Here is a 23,771-nt window from a genome sequence, read left to right as displayed (position 1 = left end):
GCCAACGGCACGATCGGCAACCGTGTGCCGGGCGAGGCGATGACCTGCCGGACCCGATCGGCCGCCGCCCCGGGGGCGGCGGCCGATCGCAGGGCTACCGTTCGCTCGTTCTCGCGCTCAACCGGTCGGCCTCGTCCAGCAACCGGGTCCGTGCGGACTTGTCCGGTACGAACCGGGCATCGGCGGCGACCGCGCGGAATCTCTCCCACGCCTTGCGCGCACTGTCCGTCGCGCCGGACTCCTGGCCCCGTTCGGCCGCACGGAGCGCAGCCGTGAGACGGCTCTCGCCGGCCCGTGTCACCTTGTGGGCGTCGGCGAGCCCCGCCACCGTGGACCTGAGGCTGTCGAACGTCACCGGGGCCGTGTACGAGGTGACGATCCACCGGTACGGGTATGCCGCGCTGAGGTACTCGCTCTGGGCGACCCCGTACACCTTGGAGCCGTCCGGGCTCGCCAGCACGAATCCGCCCTGCTCGGACGTGATGCCGCCGATGTTGTGCCGGGCCGAGTCCAGCCGTGCGCCGGTTGCCGCGTCGTACGCGGTGACGACCTGGTCGCGCGGGGCCAGGCTGGTGCGTGTCGCGCAGCACGTCGCGGCGATGTAGACCCGGGTTCCGTCCGGGCTGACCGCTACGGAGGTGTGCAGCGTCCGGGGGATCGGCGGGCTCTCGACGGCGTCGAGGTGCGACCACACCTTCTTGCCGGTCCGCTGGTCGTAGGCGAGGACGACACTGGCGAAGTCGCCACTGCACGAGGCGCCTTCGCAGTGCCCGCCGGCGACGTAGACCAGATCGTCGGAGGGGCTCACCGCGACCGCCGGAGTCTTCGGGTTGTTCGCCCCGCGGCTCGGCTCCGTGAGACCGGGGAGCCAGCCCTCTTCGGCGGCGCCGTAGGTGGTGGCCCAGAGCACCTTGCCGGTGGCCGTGTCGATGGCGTGCGTCTCCATGCGCTCGTCGAACGGCTCGTCATCCACCTGCACCGTGTCGGTGACGAACAAGCGGTGTCCGTCGGCGCTGAGAGCGCTGTGCCACGACTGGTAGTTGGTGGTGACGGAGTCGTGGCGGGCCACCCACTGCTCCTTCCCCCGCTCGTCGCCGGTGAGCGCGTAGGCGACGGTGACCGGATGCGCCGGGTACTCACGTTCCTTGATCTGCCCGAACCCGGTGACATACGCGTGCCGGCCGGACGCGTCGATGGCCAGATCGAGGCCGGCGAACGTCCGCCCCTTCTCGCCGTGACGGGCCACGAACCGCTGCTCACCGTTCGCGGCGTCCAGGGCGAGAATCATCATCGAGGCGGTCGGGAAGTCGGTCCACTCGGTGCCGCTCACGACGACACTGTCGCCGTCCGGGGTCACGGCGATCTGCGAGCCGCCGCCGGGCCCCAGCCCGCGGATGGCGACGCCCGGATGCACCGCCCGCCAGAGTTGCTCGCCCGGCTCGGGGTCGTCCGCGGTGCGCGGGGGCGCGTTGTTGTACGCGAGGACGACCAGGTCCAGGCGCTCCGTCTCGGGGTTCCACTCCTCCCCGGACACGTAGACCGTCCTGCCGTCGGGGCTGACGGCGACGCCGGCTCCGCGGGTGCCGCCCCAGTCGGGCACGGGGTAGCGCGCGGTCCAGGCGGTCTTGCCGGTGGCCGTGTCCACGGCCACGGTCGTGAACTCGTGCTCGATGTGGGCTCCGCCGAACATGAACAACCGCTTGCCGTCGGGGCTGAGCGCCGAGTCCCCGAGGACGTGGCCCACGTCGTCCCCCGCCGGGTTGAATCCGGCTGCCCAGTCCTCGCCCCATGTGTCGGGGCTGGGGTCGATGACCCGGGAGACCCGGAAGCCGAACCCGGTGCGAAGCGAGACATCGGCACCGGTTGCGGTGACCACACCGCTGACGGTACCCAGGCCGGCTGCCGCGGGATCGACGGAGACCTTCACCGTGGCGTCGGCGTGAGGGGGGACACTGAGCTCAGCAGCGGACAGCCTCACCTTGCCCGCGGGCTCGGCCGCCAGGCGGAGGCTGACGGCCGCGTCGGTGTCGTTGGTGTACGTCACCGTCCGCTCGACCGGCTCGTTCCGGTCGGTCAGCGCGCCGAACGCGAGGGCCGCGTCCGCGTACACGCCCTGAGCGGCGGCGCGTGCGACGTCCACCCGGCCGGTGCCCTGATCGGGGACGGGGTGTCCGGTGTCGGCCGCGGTCGAGGTCAGGGCGTTCTTGAGGTGCTCCCCGCGGAGACCGGGCCGGGCCTGCGCGACGAGCGCGGCGGCGCCGGCGACGACGGGCGTGGCCATCGATGTGCCGCTCGCACCCATGTAGTAGTCGTCGATCACCTGGGCGTTCCCGGCCATGGAGGTGCCGCCGGCCCGCGGGGCGACGATTCCGACGCCGGGAGCGACGAGGTTCGGTTTGACCGCGTAGTTCTTCAGGCGCAGACCACGGGACGAGAACGACGCCATGTCGTCGTTCTTGTCCACCGCTCCGACGGTCAGGGCCGCGTCCGCGGCGCCGGGAGCGCCGATCGGGCCGTACGGACCGGAGTTGCCCGCCGAGATCACGAAGAGGGTGTCGTGTTCCTTCGCGAGGCGGTCGACGGCCTGGGACAGGGGATCGCTGCCGTCGGTCGGGCTGCCGCCCAGCGACATGTTGACGATGTCGGCGCCGTTGGCGACGGCCCACTCCATGCCCGCGATGATCCACGACTCCTGCCCCTGGCCGGAGTCGGACAGCACCTTGCCGTTGAGCAGTTTCGCGCCGGGGGCGATGCCGCGGTAGCGCCCGTCGGACGCGGCCCCCGTGCCGGCGACCGTGCCCGCCACGTGCGTACCGTGGCCGAGGAGGTCACCGGCGAACTTGGCGCTGCTGAAGCCGATGACGGCCTCTTCCGTGCCCTCCTTCCCGATGAGCTCCTTCAGACTCGCACCGTCGGCCTGGCTGATTCCGGCCGCCCATACCGAATTGCGGTGCTCCGCATCGAGGAGGAGCCCCGAGAAGAGGCCGCGTTCGTCGTTGCGCACGACCACGCCGGTGGCGCCCGCCTCCACGGCCGCGTCGTACTCCTCGGAGAGCGGGCACGCCTTCTGGTCCCGGTCGATGAGCGCGACCTTGCCCGCCGGGGAGGCGAGCAGCTCGTCGCCCGCGCTGTCGACGCACGCCCGGCCGACGTACACCAACGGCTCCGACGTGCCGGTCTTGGGCACGGCCCGGCCGCCGGGCATGCCGACGTAGCCGACCGGCTCGTCGAGCTGCGCGATGTCGAGGACGCCGGACGTCGCCGAGGAGCTGAAGACCGCCTCCTTGGTGACCTTGCCCTTCAGGTCGGGGTGCGTACGGTCCACGCCGGAATCGAGAACCGCGACCGTGACGCCGGAGCCGTCGACGCCTTCGTCCCACAGTTTCGGCGCCCCGATCTGCGGGGCGGCCGTGTCGAGGGCCGCGTGCACGGTCCCGTCCAGCCACAGCTTCCCGACGCCCTCGGGCCACCAGCCGGTGACTCCGGCCGGGGCGGACCGGCGTGCGGACCCGTCCGGCGCGGAGAGTCCCGCCCACAGGGCCGCGTCGTCACCGCCGCGGTCCGCTCTGATGGCGCTCACGCCCAGCTCCGGGAACTTACGGGTCACCGCGGCGCCCGCGTCCGCCGCCAGATCGCGTGTCGCGGCCGGGTCGCCTTCCACCAGGAGCGGCAGCTCCTTCTTCTCCGTGTCGGCGTATCCCTCCCTGACCAGGTACGTGAGATCGAACAGCCGCTCGTCGACGCGTCCGCTCGCGAGCAGCGGGTCCGCGTCGGACGGTACGACCAGGAGCTTTCCGTCCTGGCCCCGGACGTCGAAGGTGATCCCGTCGCGGCCGTCGCCCGCCTTGACGGTGGGGGCCCGGTCGGGACGCAAGGTGACCGCGTCACCGGTCACGAGCGTGACGGTGACGGGCTTGTCGAGGCCGAGACCGGCGATGGTGCCGAGCACGTCGGCCGAGGTCGTGCCGGTCACGGAGGCGGTCCTGGGCAGGCCTGCGGAGCCGGCGGGGTCCGGCGCCGCGGCCGCGGCGCCACCGGTGGTGAGCAGCCCTGCTGTGAGCACGGCCGCCAGCGGCAGCGCCAGGCGCGGTCCGCGGAGTCTTCCGGGCGGGCTCTCTGTGCGTGAGTTCAACTGGTCCTCCAGGCCGGGTCCGGCCGGTGTCGGTGCGGTGGTGGCGGGCAGGATTCAGAGTGGTTCGAGGGCGTCGTGCGCCGCATCGTCCACGTCGTCGTCATCGGGGAAGTCGTCGAGGCCGTCGTGCACAAGGGGGTGCAGGTCGCCGGTCGCGTCGTCGGGCGCGCCGGGGGCGGCTGAATCGGGCTGCATCCGGCCAGGCTGCCCTCCCGGCCCGCCGAGACCTATAAGGCGAATGCCTAGTTATTACGTGCGCGGACCGCCGGCCGCCGCCCCGAGGGACGACGAGCACGTCACGCCGGGCTGGGACCGGTCGGGATCAGACCGTTCTCCATCGCGGTGATCGCGGCCGCTGTGCGGGAGGACACGCCGAGCTTGCGCATGGCCGAACCCAGGTGCACCCCGACCGTCTTGGGTGACAGGAACAGCGCTGCGGCGGCTTCCCGGTTGGTCATGCCGCGCGCCACCAGAGCGAGTACCTGCTGCTCCCGTGGGGAGAGCTCGTCCCCGTAGCCACGGGGGCCACGGCGCCCGGAGCGCGTGACGACCGGGCCGGCTTCGTGCAGTACCCGTTCGACCCTGGCGGCGTCCCACGGGGCGCCGAGGGCGGAGAACCTGAGCCGCACGTCACGCAGGAGGGAAATGCCCGCCTCGCGGCCGCCCGTGGCCAGCAGACAGCGGCCGTGCCGTTCGCGCGCGAGGAGGGCGTCGTGACGGGCCGGCAGGGCGTCGAGCGCGCCGGCTGCCTCATCGAACAGCGTTGCGGCCCGTTCGAGTTCGCCACGGGCCTGGGCCACGTACCCCCGGCCGGTCAGGACGATTGCCGCCAGCACGGGGGCGGATCGCTGCTGTGACCAGGCGGCCATCCGGTCGAGAAGCGCCTCGGCGTCGTCGGTCCTGCCGGTGGCGGTCAGCGCGTCGAGGTGCACGGGAGCCGCCAGGGTCCCGTCCAGCCAGGTCCCCTTCTCGGCGACGACCGTCATGAGCGGTGTGGTGAACTCCAGGGCCGCTGCCGCGTTCCCGTCCACCAGGGCGACCCGGCCCAGGGCCGCCGCAGCGAGTACGGCAGGAGACGTCGCCGGGCTGGCCGTCGTCCCCTCGAGGATCGTCCGCAGTCGTGTCACCGCGCTCTCCCGCCGGCCCTCGGCGACTTCGAGCGTGCCTCGGATCGCGCCCCCCGCCAGGCGGATCAACGGATGGGTTCCCTCGGACTCCAGCCGGGCCGCCGTGTCGGCGAGACCGCCCCACTCCCCGGTCCACAGGTCGAGCAGCGCGTGGTCGAACTCGGCGAACTCGACGGCCCGCAGGTGGCCGACGGCCCGGGCGGAGCCGATGACCGCGTCAAGGCGCTCGCGGGCCTCCGGGAACCGTCCCCAGTCGATCGCGTGCTGGGCGACGTTGAGCAGCCCACGCAGGATGTCGTACGACTCCTCGGAGGAGGCGGCCGACGCGGGAATCGCGTCGGCGGCCGCCCAGCCGGACTCCTCCCCCAGGTCGAGGAGCCGCACCGCGCGGTCGATGTGCAGGGCCCGGCGTGCCGAGGCCGGTTCGACCTTGGAAATGACCACGTTCGCACGGTCCAGCCACGCCAGGTGGCGTGCCACCGGCCAGTCCCGGGGGGCTTCGGGACGGGAGAGGAAGATCATGGCGCGGGCCGCGCTCGCCGGGCGGTCGTGCAGCTCGTCGACCGCGGCCCGGAACTGGTCGTGTCCCGCGTCGAACTCGGCGAGCTGGAACAGCAGCCATCCGAGGAGCAGGCGTATCTCTCCCCGCTCCGGCCCGGCGAGGGCGCCGTCCGCCAGGATCTCGGTCAGTGCGTTGCGCACCGCGAATTCCAGGTCGCCGAGCGGTTCGGTGCGGTGCACGGTCACCGAGCCGAGCTTGCGGGCCACGCGGGCACGTTCGCCGTCCGTCAGCGGAGCCGTGGTGAGCAGGGTGTGCAGCATGGTCACGGCGGTGTGGTCGTCGCCGGACTCCCGCGCCAGGTCGGCTGCCGCCTCGGCGTACCGGCTCCACCCCTGTACATCCGCGGCGTCCTGGAAGTGCCGGCAGAGCCTCGCGACCGGTGGGTGGGGGAGCCGTTCGAGCGTCCATGCCGCCCGGTGGGCGAGGTGACGGCGCCGCGGGGCCGGTATCGCTTCCCCGACAGCGGTCGCGTCGAGGACGTGCCGGAAGGCGTACCGGCCGGGAGCTGTCTCGAGGAGGAGCCCCGATGACAACGCGGCGGCGATTCCGTCCCGTGCGGTCGCCCTGTCCACCTCGGCCACGGTGGTGAGCGTGTCGGTGTCCGCGGACTCGACCAGCACCGCCGCGGCCTCCAGCATGTGGCGTGTGCCGGAATCCAGCCGGGCGACACGTTCGAGGACCGAGTCCCGCACGGTCGGTGGCACCACCAGACCCCGCAGCGCCCGCCGTGCCCAACGGCCCTTGCGGCGCACGATGTCGCGTCGGTCCCGCAGCAGCCGGACCGTCTCCTCGACCGCGAGGGGTACACCATCGGCGTGCTCGTGCAGAAACTCGGTGAACTCCTGCGAAACCTCTTCCGTGCTGAGCATCGACATCACGAGCCGCCGGGTGGCCTCCGCGTCCAGCGGAGCGAGTTCGGCCCGCAGATGCCGCGCGCCGGCCGGCGGACGGGCGGTGAGCCGGCGCAGGAGTGAGCCGTCGGTGACGTCGGCGGGCCGGTAGGTGACCACGATCGACGGGTGTGCGCCGCCACCCGCCGTCAGGGCCAGCAGCCACTCCAATGTCGCCGGGTCGGCCCACTGGGCATCCTCCACGACGAGGAGGTCGACGCCCGTCCGTTCGACGAGTTCGGTGAGGGCGCGCATCACCCGGTGCCGGGTGCCGTGCGCGTCGTGCAACGGCGGGAGCGGTGGCGGCAGTTCCTCGGCCCATTCGGGGAAGAGCGGCTGCAGCGCTCCCGCGAGCCGGCTCAGAACGAGGCCGCCGATCGAGGGACGGAGCCGACGCAGGGCATCCACCAGCGGGCCGAACGGAAACGGTTCCTCGACCGGCGGGCAGGTGACGACCAGCGCCACCGGACGCTCCTGGGACGGGGAAGGGGCGAGGGCCGCGAGAACCTCCCGCAGCAACCGGGTCTTCCCGATCCCCGGCTCGCCCTCGATGACGACGAAAGCGGGCCCCTCGCGCAGGGCGTCGAGCACCGCTTCGAGGACCTCGGACCGGCCGACGAAACCCGGCGTCAGCCGCTCCTTGACGCGCTTCGGCGAACTGCTGCCCAGGTCCTGGCGGCCATCGTGCCGATTCGTCACCTCGTTCTCCCCCGGCCCTCAACGGATCATTCCGGTCGCCTCTGCGCCGTGCCGAACACTAATACCTCGGCAGGCAGCGTCCGCCCTGGTGAGGGTTGCGCGTAGGTGTTCGCCGTCGGCGATCGCGTAGAGGTGCTCGACGCCGGCCCGGATCTGCGTGTGGGACTCGCCGTGTTCCTTCTTCCGGCCCGGGAGTTCGGCCCGGCCGCGCTCGCGGCGGTGCGGGATGACGAGTCCGGTGCCCGGGTAGCCGCCGTCGGTGATCGTGAGGGTCTTGCCGAGGGCAGCCTTGGCGCCGGGCTCCTCCCCCGCCTTCCAGCCGTTGCGGCTCCCGGCGAGCGGCCGACCGCAACGACCAGCCGGGTGACCGCGTCCCTGTGGGGCCGTCCGGCCCCGAAGGTCAGTGTTGTGCGGCGAACATGGCTTCGATCTCCTTGAGCACGAGATCGGGACGGTCCGTCGGCACCTCGTGGGAAGTGCCCTTGGCGGTGACGAGCGTCCGGTTCGGCTCCTCCTGGGCGAACGAGGCGGCGGCCTCACGCCAGCGCCGGGCGTCCTCAGGAGACCCGGCGAACGGAGTCTTCTCCGAAACCATGACCGTTACCGGCACCGAAGCCGGCCACGCCACCTTGTGGAACGCCTTGTGCGCCGCGGCGAAGCCCTCCGCGGTGGAGATCAACTGGCGGTTCTCCGGCTTCTCGGGGTCCTTCTTCGCCGCATCGACCTCCGGCTGAGTCCCGGCCACGAGACGGGGGATCTCCTCGTCCGTGAAAAACTGCGGGAGATTGGCGTCGACCAGGACCGCGCCGGAGAGCATCTCCGGGTTGTCCTGGGCGAGGTGGTTCGCGATCTCCCCGGCCTGGGAGTGAGAGACCAAGGTCACGTCCTTGGCGATGCCCAGTTGCTTGAGTCCCGCCTTGAGGTCGCCGACGGCGCTCTGAACCTTCCACGCGCCGGGCACCACGTCGCTCTTGCCGAGACCGGCCCGGTCATACGTGATGACGGTGGCACCGGTGGCCGCGTGAAGCTTGGGGACGATGTCCTTCCACTGCGAGGAGTACTCACCGCCGCCCGAGTCCAGGACGATGGTGGAGCCGTTGCCCTGCGTGACGTAGAAGGCCACACGGTGACCGTCGTTGTCGACCATGTGCAGCTTCGCTTCGGCCGCCTTGGCGGATCCCGGGGAGGAGGACGAGGTGGCGGACGACGAGGCCGTGGGGCTGGAGGCGGAATCGTTGTCGCTGCATGCAGTGAGGCCACCGGCCCCCAAAGCCAGCAAGGCGAGGGAGGACAGAACACGGGACGTGGAACGGCTCGTACGGGGGGTGCGGGACACGAGTGATCCTTCGACGGCTTGAGGGCGCTGTGGTACCTGTCCGATCATTCGGGAACCCGGCTGCCCGCAGAATGCGGCTGGCACGTCTGTTGGTGGTGCTGTTGATGCCAGCGAGCTTGGTGGGGTTAACCCCCGCGAGCGACCGATCAGCGGTGCGCATCGCGTGGCTGCTGATCACAGGGCTGGTGTTCACGGGATCAGGGAAACGCCAGGCCCGGTCAGCCGACGGCTGGAGTGCTTCCGTCCGCCTTCGAATCGGCTTGCCTGCGTCCCCCTTGTTCCCGCCGGACAGCTCAACGGCTGCTGGGCCGGGGGGACCCGGTCGCGGGGCTGTCGACGGCTGCCGGACCGATAGCGGCACCTGGTCTCGGGTGGACCCATGCGCCGCGGTGCGGCCTTGTGAGGCCGCACCGGGCAGTCGCGAAGGTTATCCGTGGTAGGTGATGTAGCCGTTGCCGTCGCGGTCGTTGCTCTTCTTCGTGTAGGAGTGGACGTCGGCGCGGGCGCCGGAGGACTTGTAGAGGTAGATGGTGTCCTTGTCGTTGTTCCAGATGAAGTTGCAGTTCTGGCGGTAGACGACGTTCTTGGCGTCGGAGTCGGTGCCGCGGTTGCCGCGGAGCTTGACGTAGTCGCCGGGCTGCAGGTTGTGGGTCGTCCTGAAGGTGAACGTGTTGCCGGCGGCGTCCTTGACGACGTAGCCCTTGAGGTTGACCGTCGCGGTGCGCGAGTAGTTCTTGATCGTCAGGTACTCGCTCGCGGCGTTGCCGCCCGAGCACCTGTTGGAGTCGCTGCCCGGGGCGTCGTACTGAACACCCTTGATCTTCAGGGCCGAGGAGTACTCGGCCGCCTGGGCCGGCACGCCGGTCACGAGACCGAGCGAGATGACCGACGCGGCGGTTGCGGCGGCGGTCAGGGCATGACGGATACGCATGAGGAGTCCCCCCTCTGTGGTACGGATACAGCGCCCGGAGCCTATCGATAAATGTGACTATCGGGTGAAGGGAGGTCGGGGAAAGCGTGTGCGACGTCGGCTCGCCGCAGACTCTCCGGCACCGCGCGGTCCGTGTCGGGTTGCTTCGCGGCGCTGTCTGCCGCCCTCGCGGGTGAGGGTGAACCCGGGGGCCCGGTCGGCCGGCGTACGTGAAAGATCTTCCCGCCGTACCACTTCTGTTGGCCCTGCCTGGCTACTCTCCACTCCCCCGGTCCGGCACAGGAGAGGTACGTCATGAGCACCCCGGTCCACCGCACCTCGACGCGGCAGTCAGCGGCTGTCCTGCCCCCGGTTCGGCAGGAGCGGGACCGGGACCGGCACCGGAGCCCGGCCGGAACTCCGTTGCTCAGCGCGCCGCACCACCCTCTCCTCGCGATCCAGTCCAGCCTCGGTAACCGGGCCGCGATCGCGGCGGTGCAGCGCGCCGGTGAGACCGCACAAGGGAAGGAGCCGGAGAGTGCCGGCGCATCCGCCGGACCGAAGAGTTACCGCGACCGGATCGCCGCGATCCTCGACAAGCTCAAGAAGAACCTCGAACTCATCGACACCTTCGTCAAGGGCGTCCACGTCCCCGCCAACGCGGGCTTCTCCCAGCAGGCCTCCGCGACGGCGAACGACGGCCTCAAACACTCCACCGGCGCCTCCGGGACCGCCGCCGCCTCGGAGAACCTCGTCACGGAGGCCGCCGGCGCCGTCCTCAGCGGCATGGAGGCGGTCAAAGCCAGGAAGGACGCCGCGAAGCACAAGGACGGGGCCGCCTTCCACACGGCGGACAAGAAGGCCGGCTCCAAGACGGCCGACGCGGTCATCGGTGCCGCCGGAGCGGGGAACTACGCCCTCGGCATCGCCAAGGAGCTGACCAAGGCGCAGATGGCAGCGCACGCCGCGACGGTGTCCGAGGCGAGCGGGATCGGCTCCAGCGTCGTCGGAGCGGCGAAGGGCGCCCGTGCGGCAACGCGTCTCGGGCTGACGGCCCGCAAGTACCACGCCTTGAAGGGGCTCGAAAAGTACGAGCGCACCGACGAGGGGGCACTGGCCCGGCTGGACCAGGCGCGGCAGGAAGCGGAACAGGCCTCGGATGCCGCATACGTCGCACTGGACGGCCACTGGGACCATGAGGGTGAGGACCGGATGGCGCGCGTCTCCGAGGCCATCGACGCCGCCTGGGCAGCGACGGCCGCGGCCCGTGACGCGGCCACCGACATCCGGCGCGCCGAGGACGCGAACACGATGAACACCGTGCACTCGTACGCGCTGGGCAAGCAGCGCAACAAGATGGGCAAGCAGGCGTTCACCGCCGTGGGCGAGTCCGCCAAGGCCGCGGGCGGCATCGTGACCGCGGTCGCCGCCACGGCGGGAGGAGCCGGGCTGGCGAGCAATCCGGTCGGCTGGGGCCTGGCCGCGGGTGCGGCCGGCCTCATCCTCGGTGTCACCGCCTACAAGGCCGGCCGCGCGGGCCTGAAGCGTTACGACGGGGCGCGTCACCCCGACCGCTGGGGGGCGGATGAGACCCCGGCCGAGCCCGCTTCCCGCCAGGAGGCCCTGAAGGAGGCCCTGAAGTTCTGGAAGAAGGTGGAGAACGGTGAACGCCAGGCCATGGCGCGCAAGATCTACGGACTGGCGGCGGGCACGGAGATCGAGGGCAGCGGCGAAACATCGTCGGCCATGAGGGACTCGGCCAGAGCGCTTCTCATCGCTCTCAAAGCGGGCCCCGCCCACCACCGGCAGACCCCGGACGAGTGGGCCGAATCCCTCAACGACCCGGCGAAGAGCGCTGCTTGGGTCAAGGAGATAGCAGAGCAGCTGTCCTCGGCCTGACTGGCGGCGCGGGGCCGAGCGCCTCGTGCCGGCGGGGAGCCCCGCGTCGCCGTGTGCCCCGAACGCCCCCGAAGCCGGAGGGCGACGAGAGCTGGGAGTGGGCACGCTGCACCGCGCCGAGCAGGAGGCGGGGCACCGCGCCACGAGGTGGCCTCGCCGGGAGTTCACCTCCCCTACGTTCCCGTTCCACGTAGTGCCCCCCGTCTCCTTACTCCAAGATCACACGATGCTCTCCGCATGTTCCCGACATCATGGAGTTCTCGTATGGTCCCCCCTCGGAAGTCCCTGGCAGTCCTCGCCACCGCTGTCGCCGCGCTCGCCGTGACGGCGGTGGGCCCCGTGCAGGCCGCCGGATCGCTGCCCGCCGTCACCCCGCGCGCCGAGACCGCCGCCCTGCACGACGACGAGGAGGGCGGCGACGCGGACGCCGACGATCCGGCGATCTGGCGCAACCCGGCCGACCCGGACCGCAGCCTCGTCGTCGCGACGGCGAAGCAGGGCGGACTGCGCGTGTACGACCTGGACGCCCGCGAGGTGCAGTCGGTCCCGGCGCCTCCGGGGCCCGGCGCGGACGACGCTCCGGGCCGCTTCAACAACGTGGACCTCGTGCACAGTGCGCGTCTGGGAGACCTGGCCGTCACCACGGACCGGGGCAACGACCGGCTGCGCATCTACCGCATCGACCGCGACCGCGCCGGCGGCCCGCTCGCCGACGTGACCGACCGTACGGCGCCCGCGGTGTTCTCCACCTCGCAGGACGAGATCAACGAACAGCGCACCGCCTACGGCCTGGCCACCTTCACCGACCCGGCCACCGGCCGTTCCTTCGCACTCGTCAGCCGGCGTGAGCGCACGCGCCTCGCCCTTCTGGAACTGACCTCCCGCGCGGACGGCTCCGTGGGCTACACCAAGGTCCGTACGCTCGACCTTCCGCACAGCTTCCGTCTCCCGAACGGGACTTCGTGGTCGCCGTGCGGCGAGCCGGGTGAACTCCCGCAGGTGGAGGGCATGGTGGTCGACCCGGCGAACGGCATGCTGTACGCGGGCCAGGAGGACGTGGGGATCTGGCGCCTGAAGGCCGACCTCACCGGCACCCCGAAGCTGATCGACAAGGTCCGCGAGTACGGCGTCCCCGGCACCTACGACGAGGCCACCGAGGAATGCGAGGCAGGTGCCGACCCCGGCTTCGGCGGCAAGAGGATCACCGCCGACGTCGAGGGCCTGACCCTGGTGAAGGAGGACGACGGGGACGGCCTGCTGCTCGCCTCCAGCCAGGGCGACAACACCTTCGCCGCCTACGACCGGGAGGTCTCCGACTCCAACGAGTACGAGGGCGGCTTCCGGGTCGCCACCGCCTCCGCGACGCTCGACGGCTCCGAGGAGTGCGACGGTGCCGCCGCGCTGAACGAGCCGCTGGGCCGCCGCTACCCGAACGGCCTCCTCGTCGTCCAGGACGGACACGACGCCCCCGGCGACGGTGACCGCCCCTCCACGAACTTCAAGTTCGTCGACCTCGGCAAGGTCACCGACGCCCTCGACGACTGACTCCCTGCCGGGCGGAGCGGCGGCGGTCTCACCCCGCCGCTCCGCCGCGCGGCACCGCCGTAAGCGCCACCCCCGTGTACATCCCATGGGCATCGTTGCCTTAAGGTGAGGCTCACCTAATCTTTTAAAGGTGAACAAACCTTAGGAGCACGCTCATGTCGTATCGGCGCCGTGGTACAGCCGCAGTCGCCCTCGCCGTCGCTGCCGCGCTGTCACTGGCTGCGTGCGGCGCCGATTCCTCCGGGAAGGACGGCGGCTCGTCCGCCCAGGCGTCGGGAACGAAGGACTCGAAGTCGGTCGCCAAGGGCGGCAAGGACTTCGGCGACGCGGCCGAGAAGACCGCGGCCCTCGGCACGGACGCGAAGCCCGGTCAGTGGCCGCGCACGATCAAGCACGCCATGGGCAGCACCGAGATCAAGGAGCAGCCCAAGCGCGTGGTCGTGCTCGACGTGGGTGAGCTCGACAACGTCGTGTCGCTCGGTGTGAAGCCGGTCGGTCTCGCTCCGACCGAGGGCTCGCCGGAGCTGCCGTCGTACCTCAAGAAGGACGCGGGCACCCCGAAGAACATCGGCACGATCAACAGCCTCAATCTGGAGGCGATCGCCGCCCTCAAGCCCGACCTGATCCTGGGGAGCCAGCTGCGCGCCGCGAACTCCTACGACGAGCTGTCGCAGATCGCGCCCACCGTCTTCTCCATCCGGCCCGGCTTCACCTGGAAGGAGAACTACCTCCTCAACGCCGCCGCGCTGGACAGGACGGCACAGGCCGAGGCGAACCTCGCCGCGTACAAGAAGAAGGCGAAGGCTCTCGGAGACAAGCTGGGGGCCGACAAGCCGACCGTGTCGATGGTCCGCTACCTGCCCGACGGTCTGATCCGGCTCTACGCCAACGCCTCCTTCATCGGCACCATCCTCAAGGACGTCGGCATCCCGCGCCCCAAGAACCAGGACATCGCGGATCTGGCCGCCGAGGTCAGTGCCGAGAACATCGACCAGGCCGACGCCGACTACATCTTCACGGGCGTGTACGGCGACGCGAAGGCCACCGACAAGAGCAAGGCGCAGGCCAATCCGCTCTGGAAGAACCTGAAGGCGGTCAGGGACGGGCACGCCTACGACGTGCCGGACGAGACCTGGTATCTGGGACTCGGCGTCACCGCCGCCGACGTGGTACTCGACGACCTTGAGAAGCACCTGACGGCCTGAGGGCCTGAGACAGAGAAGAGAGAGTGAGCGCGGCGCATGTCGCCACCCAACCTCACCCGCCGACGGGCGGGCTGGCTGCTGGCCGGCGCGGCGATGCTGCTGATAGCCGTCCTCCTGAGCCTCACCGTCGGCAGCCGCCAGATCGCCCCGGGCGATGCGCTGCAGGCTCTGTTCCACGACGGCGGCAGCGAAGACGCCCAGGTGGTGCGCGCGCTGCGGGTGCCCCGGACGGTGGTCGGCCTGCTCGCGGGCGCCGCGCTCGCTCTCGCGGGAACGGTCATGCAGGGGATCACCCGCAACCCCATCGCGGAACCGGGCATTCTCGGTGTGAGCCAGGGCGCTTCGGTCGGCGTGGTGACCGCGATCGCGTTCTTCGGGGTGCACTCGCTGAACGGCTACGTGTGGTTCGCGTTCGCCGGTGCCGCGCTGGCCGGTGTGGGGGTGTACGCCGTCGCCAGCGGAGGGCGGGGCGGAGCGTCGCCGGTCAAGCTCGCGCTCGCGGGGGCCGCGATGAACGCGTTCCTCGCTTCCCTCGTGTCCGGGATCGCCACCACCAATGCCCGTGCTCTCGACGAGTTCCGTTTCTGGCAGGTCGGCTCGATCAGTGGGCGCGACGGCGAGGTGATCGGCCAGGTATGGCCGTTCGTCGTGGCCGGGACGATCCTGGTCGCCGCGATCGCCCGGGGTCTGGACGCGCTCGCTCTGGGCGACGACGCCGCCAGGAACCTCGGCAACAACGTCGGGCGGCTGCGGGCCCTCGGTGCGCTCGGGGCGACGGTGCTCACCGGGGCCGCAGTGGCCTCGGTCGGGCCGATCGCGTTCACCGGTCTGGCCGTCCCGCACATCGCCCGTGCGCTGGTGGGCACGGCACACCGCTGGGTCCTGCCCCTGGCGGCCATGCTGGGCCCGGTGATGATCCTCGGCTCCGACGTACTGGGCCGGGTCCTCTTTCCGCCTTCGGAGGTACCGGTGGCGGTCATGACCGCCCTGATCGGCGTGCCGTTCCTGATCGCGCTGGTCCGGCGCCGAACGGTGGTGGCCGCATGAGCCGTCTCGAAGCAACCGTCGTCCCCCGCCTGCGCCCCGGCGGCCATGCCGTGCTGCGGCGCGGACGGGTGAGTTTCCTCGTACACCGGCGGGCGGTCGTCGTTGCCGGGGTCCTCACGGTGCTGCTCGCGTGTGCGGTCGTGGCGTACCTGTCCGTGGGTGAATCCTTCGTGGCGCCGTCGGAGGTCATGCGCGTCCTGTTCGGCCGCCCCAGTCCGGACGAACTCGTGGTGGGAACGCTGCGGTTGCCGCGTCTGGTCGTGGGACTCCTCGCGGGGGCCGCGTTCGGCGTCGCGGGGGCGCTGGTGCAGACCGTCGCCCGCAACCCGCTGGCCAGTCCCGACGTCATCGGCGTCACGCACGGGGCGGGTGCGGCCACGGTGGCGGCGCTGAGTTTCAACGCCGTCACCGCCGACGCGCTGCCCTATGTCTCCGTCGCCGGTGGCCTGGCGGCGGCCCTGATCGTGTACGTGTTCGCCTGGCGGGGCGGACTGCACTCCTCCCGCTTCGTGCTGGTCGGCATCGGTGTGTCGGTCGCGCTCGGCTCGCTGACCCAGCTGCTGCTGACCAAGGGCGACTACCTGGTCGCCCAGCAGGCCAAGGTCTGGCTGACCGGCTCGCTCAACAGCCGCGGCTACGAGGAGGCGGGGCCCCTCGCCGTCGTCCTCCTGATCGGCCTGCCGGCGGCCCTGTGGGCGGCGCGGGCACAGCGCGGCGCGTCCTTCGACGACGACACCGCGACCTCGCTCGGTGTGCGTCTGGGCCGGGTCCGGCTCGGGCTGACCGCGCTCGGGGTCGTGCTGGCGTCGGTGGCGACCGGCGCGGTGGGGCCGGTCGACTTCGTCGCGCTGCTCGCCCCGCAGATCGCGCGCCGGCTCACCCGCACGGCCCAGACCCCGCTGCTGTCCTCGGCATTGGCCGGGGCGCTGATCGTCGTGGTCGCGGACCTGCTGGCCCGCCGTCTGTTCTCCCCGATCGAGCTGCCGACCGGTGTCCTCACCGCCGTGGTGGGCGCCCCGTACCTGATGTGGCTCATCGTCCGTACCCGCAGCCGTTCCGGAGGCATCTCGTGACGAGCCGTCCGTCCCCCAGCCGACTCTCGGCGCACGATCTGACCCTGGCCTACGAGGACCGCACCGTGGTCGAGGGCCTGGACCTGGAGATACCCGACGACAAGGTCACCATCGTCGTCGGGCCCAACGCCTGCGGGAAATCCACCCTCCTGCGGGCACTCGGCCGCCTCCTCAGGCCGCGACGCGGCGCCGTACTGCTGGACGGCGCGGAACTGGCCCGCCTCCCGGCCAAGGAGATCGCCCGGATCGTCGGTGTGCTGCCGCAGTCCCCCACACCACCCGACGGCATCACCGTCGCCGATCTCGTCGCACGCGGCCGTCAGCCGCACCAGAAGTGGTGGCAGCAGTGGTCTGAGGCCGACGAGCACGCCGTGAGCGAGGCCCTGGAGCGGACGAACACGGCCGGCCTCGCCGACCGCCCGGTGGACGAACTCTCCGGCGGTCAGCGCCAGCGCGTGTGGATCGCCATGGCCCTGGCGCAGGACACCGAGCTCCTGCTGCTCGACGAGCCCACGACGTACTTGGACGTCGCCCATCAGGTCGAGGTCCTGGACCTCGTACGCCGTCTCAACCTCGAACGCGGCCGCACCGTCGTCGCTGTGCTCCACGACCTCAACCAGGCCATCCGCTACGCCGATCACCTCGTCGCGATGAAGGACGGCCGCGTGGTCGCGCAGGGCGCGCCGGACGACGTCGTCACCACCGAGATGGTCCAGGAGGTCTTCGGGCTGTCGTCCGTCATCATCCCGGATCCCGTCACCGGGGGCCGCCTCGTCGTCCCGGGCTACAGCTGGCAGCCCTCACCGCCGGAGAAGACGCACGCCCACTGACCGGAGCGCCCGGAACGGCCGGGCGGTCATCGAGTGCTCCTCGTCCGTTGGCCGTCGTCACCGTCTCCGGTGAACACCGCGGCCATCTTCTCGGCGGACTTCAGCCCCGCGCCGGTGAGCACGACCACGGTCGTCTCGTCCGGAGCGATCTCCCCGGACGCGATGAAGTGATCGAGGGCCGCCGCGGCGACACCGCTGGTCGGCTCGGCGTACAGGCCGCGCCTGCTCAGGGCGCGGACCGCGGCGTGGATCTCCGCCTCGGGTACGGCGTAGGCGGCTCCGCCGGAGCGCCGGATGGCTTCCACCGCCTCGGGCAGCCGGACCGGGTGGGCGATGGAGGCGCCCTCGGCGATCGTCGGCACCCGCTCGCCGCGGCAGCCCGGGTCGATGCCGTTGAACGTGTCGGCAATGGCCGCCCAGTGCTCGGGCTGCCCGACGAACAAGCGCGGTCGCCCGGCGATCCGGCCGGCGCCGAGCAGTTCGCCGAACGCGAGGTCGCACCCGATGACATTGCTGCCGGCCCCGGCCACGAGGACCACGTTGTCGGGTGCGGTGAAGCCGAGGGACTCCCACATCTCGTAGGCGAGGGTCTTGGTGCCCTGGATGAACATGGGGTGCCAGTTGTGGCTGGCGTAGGGGATCCGCCGGGACTGCCGGATCGCCTCGGCCGAGACTTCGTCGCGGGTGCCGGGCACGAGCTCGATCTCGGCCCCGTAGGCGCGGGCCTGGAGGATCTTGGCCGCCGAGGTGGCGGCGGGAACGATGATCTTGGCCCGGATACCGGCAGCGGCGGCGTAGGCGGCCACCGCGGCGCCGCCGTTTCCCGAACTGTCCTCCAGCACACGGTCGGCGCCGTGCGCCGCGAGGTGGGAGATCATCACCGATACCCCGCGGTCCTTGAAACTGGAGGTCGGATTGAACCACTCCAGCTTGAAGTGGACGCGCCGGCCGGCCCAGTCGACCGGGACCATCGGCGTACACCCCTCACCCAGGCTCACCCGGCGGGCGACCGGGACGGGCAGGGCCGCGTGGTAGCGCCACAGGGACCGCTCGGCGGTGTCGATCTGCTCGGGGCGCAGGCCCGGTAGTGCACTGACGGCGAGAGGGCTGCCGTCCTCGCCCCGCCAGCGGGGGTCGTCCAGGGAATAGCACCCTCCGGACCGGTCGAGCAGGTGGGGGGCGGCTGCGGAAAGCTGTTCGGCGTTCATGGGCGGTCCCGGCTCCACTCGCTCGATGTGCCGCTGGATCTCGCGGGCGGCAGGCACCCCGGCCTCTGGTGGGGACGCCGTATCCGGATATGGACAACAGATCCGACGACTCATGTTACCGACAGCCGGCCGGCGAGAACCGGGGTCGGCGGCCGCCCGCGCCCGGCGGGCCCGCACGACGGCCTTCGGGGGTCGGCATCCTTTCCGACGGCGGCACAGGTCGCGTCGCCACGTGGGTCCGGGTGAAGAGGAACGCGTGGCTGAACCGTAGCCTCGCCGGCCGTAACCGGCTGCACGCCGTAGGCCCCCGCGTCCACACCCGGCCGGCCGGACCGGCTCGACCGGCAGATCGTGCAAACCATCGGCGCAAGGGGCCGGGTGCCCACCAGCTCTCCTTGCGTACGGTCTGGACTCATCACCATGCCTCCACGTCACCCCGTTCCCGTCAGACACAGACCGACGCTCTCAGCAGAGCTCAGCAGGAAGTGAGTCACCACGCATGGACCATCCCAGGACCGACGCTCTGCCGCCTCCCGTCCCGTCCTCGGGGGACGGGCCGGTCACCGGACCAGAACTGACCGACGGGGAGTTGTGCGACCGGTACGCCCGCGTGTCCACGGCCGCGGTCAACGACGTTCTCCGCGCCGGAGGGCTCACCCGCCAGGTCATCCCCCACGCGATCGTCCCGGTGCGCGACGACATGCGGCTGTCCGGTACGGCCTTCACCATCAAGGGTGCCAAGAGTCTCCAGCTGGACGGCGAGATGGAAGAACGTGCCGCGATGCTGGAGGAGATACCGGAGCATTCGATCTGCGTCTGGGACACCTCCGGAGACGACGAGTCCGCCCAGTGGGGCGAGGTCATGACCATGGCAGCGCAGCAAAAGGGCTGCCGCGGCGCCGTGATCGACGGCGGCGTTCGCGACACGGAGAAGATCCTGGACCTGGGCTTCCCTGTCTACGCCCGCTACCGCACGTCGAATGGCATGCTCGGCCGTTTCCGGATGACGGGCTGGCAGACCGAGATCAGGATCGGTGAGGTGACCATCGCACCGGGCGACTTCATGGTCGGCGACCTCGACGGAGTGATCGTCGTTCCTCGCGCCCTGGCCGAGGAGACGTTGATCGCAGCGGAGAAGATCGAGGAGGACGAGGTCGGAATCAAGCAGATGGTCACCTCCGGCCTGGAGCCCCGAAAGGTGGTGGAGCGTGGTGGCTACTTCTGACCGTGGGCGGCTCGCCGGCTCGACGCGCCACACCACACAAGTGGCACCTCACGACGTTGCCGTCGGGCTGTTCCGCCACTACGACGCGACCGACGAGGTCAAGGCCTACTACGGCGTCCTGGCGATCTACGCGCTGTCCCGCGCGGCGATCGAGGCGGGCGACGACGCCCTCGTTCGCCACGCCGAGACCGTTGTCCGCCGCTTCCCCGACGAGATCACGCATCCTCCGTACAACTTCCCCAGCTACCGCATCGGCGGGATCGCCCATGCCTTCCTGAGCGCTCGGGGCCATGTGAAGGACCGCTCGGAGCTGCTGCGGCACTACGCCGACGAGATGATGACGGCGACGCGCGACGAGAAGGGGATCCTCGCCATGCCGGGGTGCCCCGATCTCATCTGGATCGACGTCGCGATGGCCTCGGCGCCCTTCCTCATGTACGCCGGCCACGCTCTGGACGAACCCCGGTACATCGACGAGGCGATCAGCCAGGCCGTCCTGATGTACGACGAGTTCCTCGACCCCGGCAACGGTCTGCTGCACCAATGCAAGGGATTCGTCGCCAAGGGCGTCCTGTCGCAGGATCACTGGGGGCGGGGCAACGGATGGGGGCTGTTCGCCCTCGCCGAGCTTCTGCGCGGGCTGCCCGAGGGGTACGAGCGGCGCGAGGAGGTCGTGGAACGTTTCGTCGCGCTGTCGCGGAGTCTGTTGCCGTATCAGACCGGCCGGGGGCTGTGGCGCCAGGAGATACCCATGGCCGACGCGTGGGAGGAGTCTTCCGGGTCGGGCCTGATCGTCTACTGCCTCGGCGTGGGCATTGAGCAAGGGGTGCTCGTCGGCGAGGAGTGGCACGACGCCGTCCGCGCCGGCGTGCACGGCCTTGCCCGGTGGTGCGTCAACGCCGACTTCTCCACGGAGAACAGCTGTCCGGGGACCCTGTGCCCGGGTGAGGGCGAGGCCGCGGGGACACCCGAGGCCTACGTCGGGCTGCCTTCGCCCTTCCGGGACGAACCGCACGGCTTCGCCGCGCTGATCCTGGCGATGTCCGTCGCGCCCGTCGTCGGGATCGAGTCGGTGCGGCTTCGGCCGTCTCCCCAGTCCGAGCTGTACCTCCCTCCACTTGCCCCGACCACGGATGAGGCGTCCGATGTCCTTGGCCAATGATCCCCGTACGAAGAGCCGGCTCGATGTGCAGCATGTTCTCGACCTGTGCAGGAAGAACTCCCGCGCTCAGGACATGCTGGATGTTCTGACGCGGCGTGCCGACCGCTGGGCCGCTTCCCCGACCGTCGTCGATCCCAACGACGCAGCCGCGCGGGTGGACTGGTGGTACGTCTGCTGGGAGCGCCTGAGCGATGTCGCGATCGTCCAGGCACTCATGCCCGATGAGGGACGGGCCGCCTGGCTGACCTCCGAGGTCATGAGGATCTGCGACCTTCCGGCCGACGAATGGACAGGTCCGTCGTTCCGGCCTCGGGCCTCACCCCAGGTCGGCACCCTCGAGACGGCTCACGTCGGTCTCGGCGTCACCACGGTTCTCGAGCTCTGTCCCGACCTCTTCGACGACGCTCAGCGCCATCTCGTCGAGCGGGCTCTCGTCCACAAGGGCCTCGAACCGTGCCGTCGCTTCCTGGAGGGCAACGAGCGCGTTCCCCGGGAGGGGGAGACGGCGCCCGACGTGTGCAACTGGTACATGGTGCTGCTGAACGGATTCGCCGCCATGGCGCTGGCCACGGGCTCCGACGACGACATCGGGACACTCCCCCGCCGGTTCCGGTTCGGAGCCGCGCTGTGTCAGGCCGACAGCTACGCGGAGTGGGTTCAGTACTGGGGCTATGCCATGCTGCACCTCACCCACGTGTATGAACTGGTGATCGCCGCCGACGTCCCGGAGGTGTCCCCCGAGTGGATCACGCCCCTGGGCAACGCGCTCCCGTGGGTCGTGCAGTCGGTGATGTTCGAGCAGAACCGAAGCTCGTGGGGTGACGGTCGCTACATGGCGATGGTGAACTTCGGGGACACGGCTCTGACGGGAAGGCCACCTGCCGACGTTCTCCTGTGCCTCGCGAGGTTCCTGCCCGACTCCGCCGGGGCAAGGCGTCGAGGTCTCGCACGCTGGCTCTTCGACGCCACCTACGCGGACCTCGAACTCACGCCGGGCGGAGCGTCGACCTTCGGCTTCTTCAACGGGATCAGCTGGCGGAGCCTCAACCACCTGGCAGCTGCCGGGGACCCCGTGTCACCGTCGGAGGCCGGGCTCGCGACCGGGCAGGGCTTCGGTTCGGGCGCGGTCGTCGTCCGGGACTCCTGGCAGGACACCAGGACCGTACTGGCCGCACGTACGGGGCACGACGAACTTCCCACCGTCTCGCACCGTCATGCCGACGACGGCAGCTTCGTTCTGGGACATCGAGGGGAGGTCCTGTTCACGGACCCGGGTCACTGCTGCTACCGCCTTCAAGCACAGTCCGACGCCAAGTCAGCCGAAGAGCACACCGGTTGGTCATTCGTCGATCCCTCGACCGGCAGCACGGTGACGCAGAGTCTTCCGCTGACCGGAGGAGCCCAGGGGGCCCGGGTCGGGCCACTTCTCGTCGACAACCCGTCCGTGCGGGGACCCGTCACCGTCTTCAGCGCCGACCTGGCCGCCGCTTACCGGGATCCGGCGGTTGCCCGCGTACGGCGCACCTGGATCAGCTGGCTCCCGCACCTCGTCCTGATCGTCGACGAGATCGATACACGGCACCCCTTGGTCGTACACTCCCATTTCGTGATCAACAACCGGGACGATCTCCTGCGGACCAACAGGGCCACGGACAGCCGGCTCGTGTTCCGTCGGGGTGATGCAGCGGCCAAGTTCTTCCAACTGGTGTCCGAGACCGATCAGTGCCCTTCGATGTCTCCCGTCCGGACACGCTGGTCCGCGCTCCACGACGTCTACAGCCCTCACCCGAACTCCCCGGGACAGGGAAAGGAAGGAAGCGGCGAAGTTCACACGTTCTCTTCAGCGACCGCCGGAACTCACCATCGCAGCGTCTACTCGATCATTCTGGACGAGGAGTCGGCGATCCAGGACTGGCACATCTGGTTGCGGAGCGGGCATGTCGCCGTCGTACAACGTCCGGACGGGACTGAGGCCTCCTTCGACCTCGACCACCTGCTGACCCGGGCGACGTGACGCGCCGCACTCAGGAAGAGCGGCAACGGCACGTGCCCCTCCGGCCCTCGCGCGATCCGTTCGACTGCACCGTCAGCGACGTCGATTACGTGCTGATCCGCCAGACCACTCCGGCCTGGCGGATCACCAACCACGCCAACAAGCAGTCCCACATCATGGTCTACGCCGTGTCGGGCAAGGCCGACTACGAGATCGCCGGCCGGGCCTACCGCATCCGGCCCGGAGCGTTGATCCTGATGCCTCGCGGTATCGTGCACACGGCCAGCAGCGACCAGGAGGATCCCTGGCACTTCATGTCGGTCGCCTTCCGGGTGACGGCAACCGACCGGGACCCCGATGCCCTGCTGGACACACTCCCCGTCTTGAGTACCGATCTGTCCGGAGGCGTCGCCACCTCCTTCGCTCAGCTGCACACCGCATGGACGTCCCGGGAACCCGGATACCTGCTGCAGATGCGGGGACTGACGTCAGCGGTGCTCTTCCGTGTCATCCAGGAACACCGCCAGTCGACGATGGATGCGCCGCATGTGCGGCGCATCTCGGCCATCACACAACTGCTGGCAGACGATTTCTCCACCACGTACTCGGTGAATCAACTGGCCGCCCTGTCGGGATTCAGCCCCTCTCACTTCCGGACCGTGTTCAAGAAGGTCACGGGGCTCACGGCGACTGCCTACCAGCAGCACGTCAAGATCGCGAAAGCCACGGAGTTCCTGAGCAGCGGAGAGTGCAATGTGACGGAGACCGCACGCCTGACCGGATTCCGCGATGTGCACTACTTCAGCCGTCTGTACAAACAGATGACCGGCATCAGCCCCTCGCAACTGTCTCAGGGCGGCTTCTCCGCCTGACTGACGAGTTGGACATCGACTACGGGACGCTGCGGCTGAAGCTGGGCGGCGGTGAC

The 23,771-nt window shown here is 70.5% G+C and carries 16 protein-coding genes and 1 pseudogene; 10 read left to right on the top strand and 7 right to left on the bottom strand.

From position 1 onward, the window contains the following. Window positions 1-94: 94 nt before the first annotated feature. The 6 genes and pseudogenes from ABZ564_RS13090 to ABZ564_RS13065 form a co-directional block, all read right to left on the bottom strand. Window positions 95-4,132: a S8 family serine peptidase gene (locus ABZ564_RS13090; RefSeq protein WP_360854271.1), complete on the bottom strand. Its 4,038-nt coding sequence runs from the start codon at window positions 4,130-4,132 to the stop codon at window positions 95-97. Window positions 4,133-4,186: 54 nt separating this feature from the next. Then, the gene (locus tag ABZ564_RS13085) at window positions 4,187-4,327 is read right to left on the bottom strand and encodes a hypothetical protein (protein ID WP_360854268.1); all 141 of its coding nucleotides are present in this window, start codon (window positions 4,325-4,327) and stop codon (window positions 4,187-4,189) included. Window positions 4,328-4,428: 101 nt separating this feature from the next. After that, entirely contained in the window at window positions 4,429-7,410 is a 2,982-nt protein-coding gene (locus tag ABZ564_RS13080; RefSeq protein WP_360854264.1) for an AAA family ATPase, read from the bottom strand. Window positions 7,411-7,533: 123 nt separating this feature from the next. Continuing rightward, window positions 7,534-7,758, bottom strand: a pseudogene (locus tag ABZ564_RS13075) (IS5/IS1182 family transposase); the annotation flags it as partial. Between the two features lie 52 nt (window positions 7,759-7,810). Then, on the bottom strand, window positions 7,811-8,746 hold the full coding sequence (locus tag ABZ564_RS13070) for an alpha/beta hydrolase (RefSeq protein ID WP_360854261.1): 936 nt from the start codon (window positions 8,744-8,746) through the stop codon (window positions 7,811-7,813). Between the two features lie 427 nt (window positions 8,747-9,173). Beyond that, window positions 9,174-9,677, bottom strand: coding sequence for a lamin tail domain-containing protein (locus ABZ564_RS13065; protein ID WP_360854258.1), 504 nt, complete (start codon window positions 9,675-9,677; stop codon window positions 9,174-9,176). 294 nt (window positions 9,678-9,971) lie between these two features. Here ABZ564_RS13065 and ABZ564_RS13060 point away from each other — a divergent pair, with 294 nt between their 5' ends. From ABZ564_RS13060 to ABZ564_RS13035, 6 genes are all read left to right on the top strand, one after another. Further along, window positions 9,972-11,555 carry a hypothetical protein gene (locus ABZ564_RS13060; protein ID WP_360854255.1) on the top strand — a complete coding sequence of 528 codons (1,584 nt, stop codon included), beginning with the start codon at window positions 9,972-9,974 and terminating at the stop codon, window positions 11,553-11,555. A 264-nt stretch (window positions 11,556-11,819) separates the two neighbouring features. Then, window positions 11,820-13,100: a phytase gene (locus tag ABZ564_RS13055; RefSeq protein WP_360854253.1), complete on the top strand. Its 1,281-nt coding sequence runs from the start codon at window positions 11,820-11,822 to the stop codon at window positions 13,098-13,100. Between the two features lie 155 nt (window positions 13,101-13,255). Next, on the top strand, window positions 13,256-14,305 hold the full coding sequence (locus ABZ564_RS13050; RefSeq protein WP_360854251.1) for an iron-siderophore ABC transporter substrate-binding protein: 1,050 nt from the start codon (window positions 13,256-13,258) through the stop codon (window positions 14,303-14,305). A gap of 36 nt (window positions 14,306-14,341) precedes the next feature. Beyond that, complete coding sequence (locus ABZ564_RS13045) at window positions 14,342-15,352, top strand: iron ABC transporter permease (protein WP_360854248.1); 1,011 nt, start codon at window positions 14,342-14,344, stop codon at window positions 15,350-15,352. Continuing rightward, the gene (locus tag ABZ564_RS13040) at window positions 15,349-16,425 is read left to right on the top strand and encodes an iron ABC transporter permease (protein ID WP_360854245.1); all 1,077 of its coding nucleotides are present in this window, start codon (window positions 15,349-15,351) and stop codon (window positions 16,423-16,425) included. Before ABZ564_RS13045 ends, ABZ564_RS13040 begins: the two co-directional genes overlap by 4 nt. Continuing rightward, window positions 16,422-17,255: an ABC transporter ATP-binding protein gene (locus ABZ564_RS13035; RefSeq protein ID WP_360854243.1), complete on the top strand. Its 834-nt coding sequence runs from the start codon at window positions 16,422-16,424 to the stop codon at window positions 17,253-17,255. The genes ABZ564_RS13040 and ABZ564_RS13035 overlap by 4 nt, the downstream gene beginning before the upstream one ends. 26 nt (window positions 17,256-17,281) lie before the next feature. On the opposite strand, the gene ABZ564_RS13030 is transcribed toward ABZ564_RS13035, so the two are convergent. Further along, complete coding sequence (locus tag ABZ564_RS13030) at window positions 17,282-18,463, bottom strand: pyridoxal-phosphate dependent enzyme (RefSeq protein ID WP_360854240.1); 1,182 nt, start codon at window positions 18,461-18,463, stop codon at window positions 17,282-17,284. A 499-nt stretch (window positions 18,464-18,962) separates the two neighbouring features. Between ABZ564_RS13030 and ABZ564_RS13025 the strand changes: the two genes are divergently transcribed. From ABZ564_RS13025 to ABZ564_RS13010, 4 genes are read left to right on the top strand one after another with little or no spacing between them, the layout of a single operon-like run. Beyond that, entirely contained in the window at window positions 18,963-19,688 is a 726-nt protein-coding gene (locus ABZ564_RS13025; RefSeq protein WP_360854237.1) for an RraA family protein, read from the top strand. Between the two features lie 40 nt (window positions 19,689-19,728). Next, entirely contained in the window at window positions 19,729-20,850 is a 1,122-nt protein-coding gene (locus tag ABZ564_RS13020) for a glycoside hydrolase family 88 protein (protein ID WP_360854234.1), read from the top strand. Next, on the top strand, window positions 20,834-22,864 hold the full coding sequence (locus tag ABZ564_RS13015) for a heparinase II/III family protein (RefSeq protein WP_360854231.1): 2,031 nt from the start codon (window positions 20,834-20,836) through the stop codon (window positions 22,862-22,864). The genes ABZ564_RS13020 and ABZ564_RS13015 overlap by 17 nt, the downstream gene beginning before the upstream one ends. Then, window positions 22,861-23,715, top strand: coding sequence for an AraC family transcriptional regulator (locus ABZ564_RS13010; protein ID WP_360854228.1), 855 nt, complete (start codon window positions 22,861-22,863; stop codon window positions 23,713-23,715). The genes ABZ564_RS13015 and ABZ564_RS13010 overlap by 4 nt, the downstream gene beginning before the upstream one ends. Window positions 23,716-23,771 lie beyond the last annotated feature (56 nt).

Source organism: Streptomyces sp. NPDC019224 (genome assembly GCF_040632605.1).
In the GTDB taxonomy this organism is placed as follows: domain Bacteria; phylum Actinomycetota; class Actinomycetes; order Streptomycetales; family Streptomycetaceae; genus Streptomyces.
This window is presented reverse-complemented; position numbering and strand designations above follow the sequence as displayed.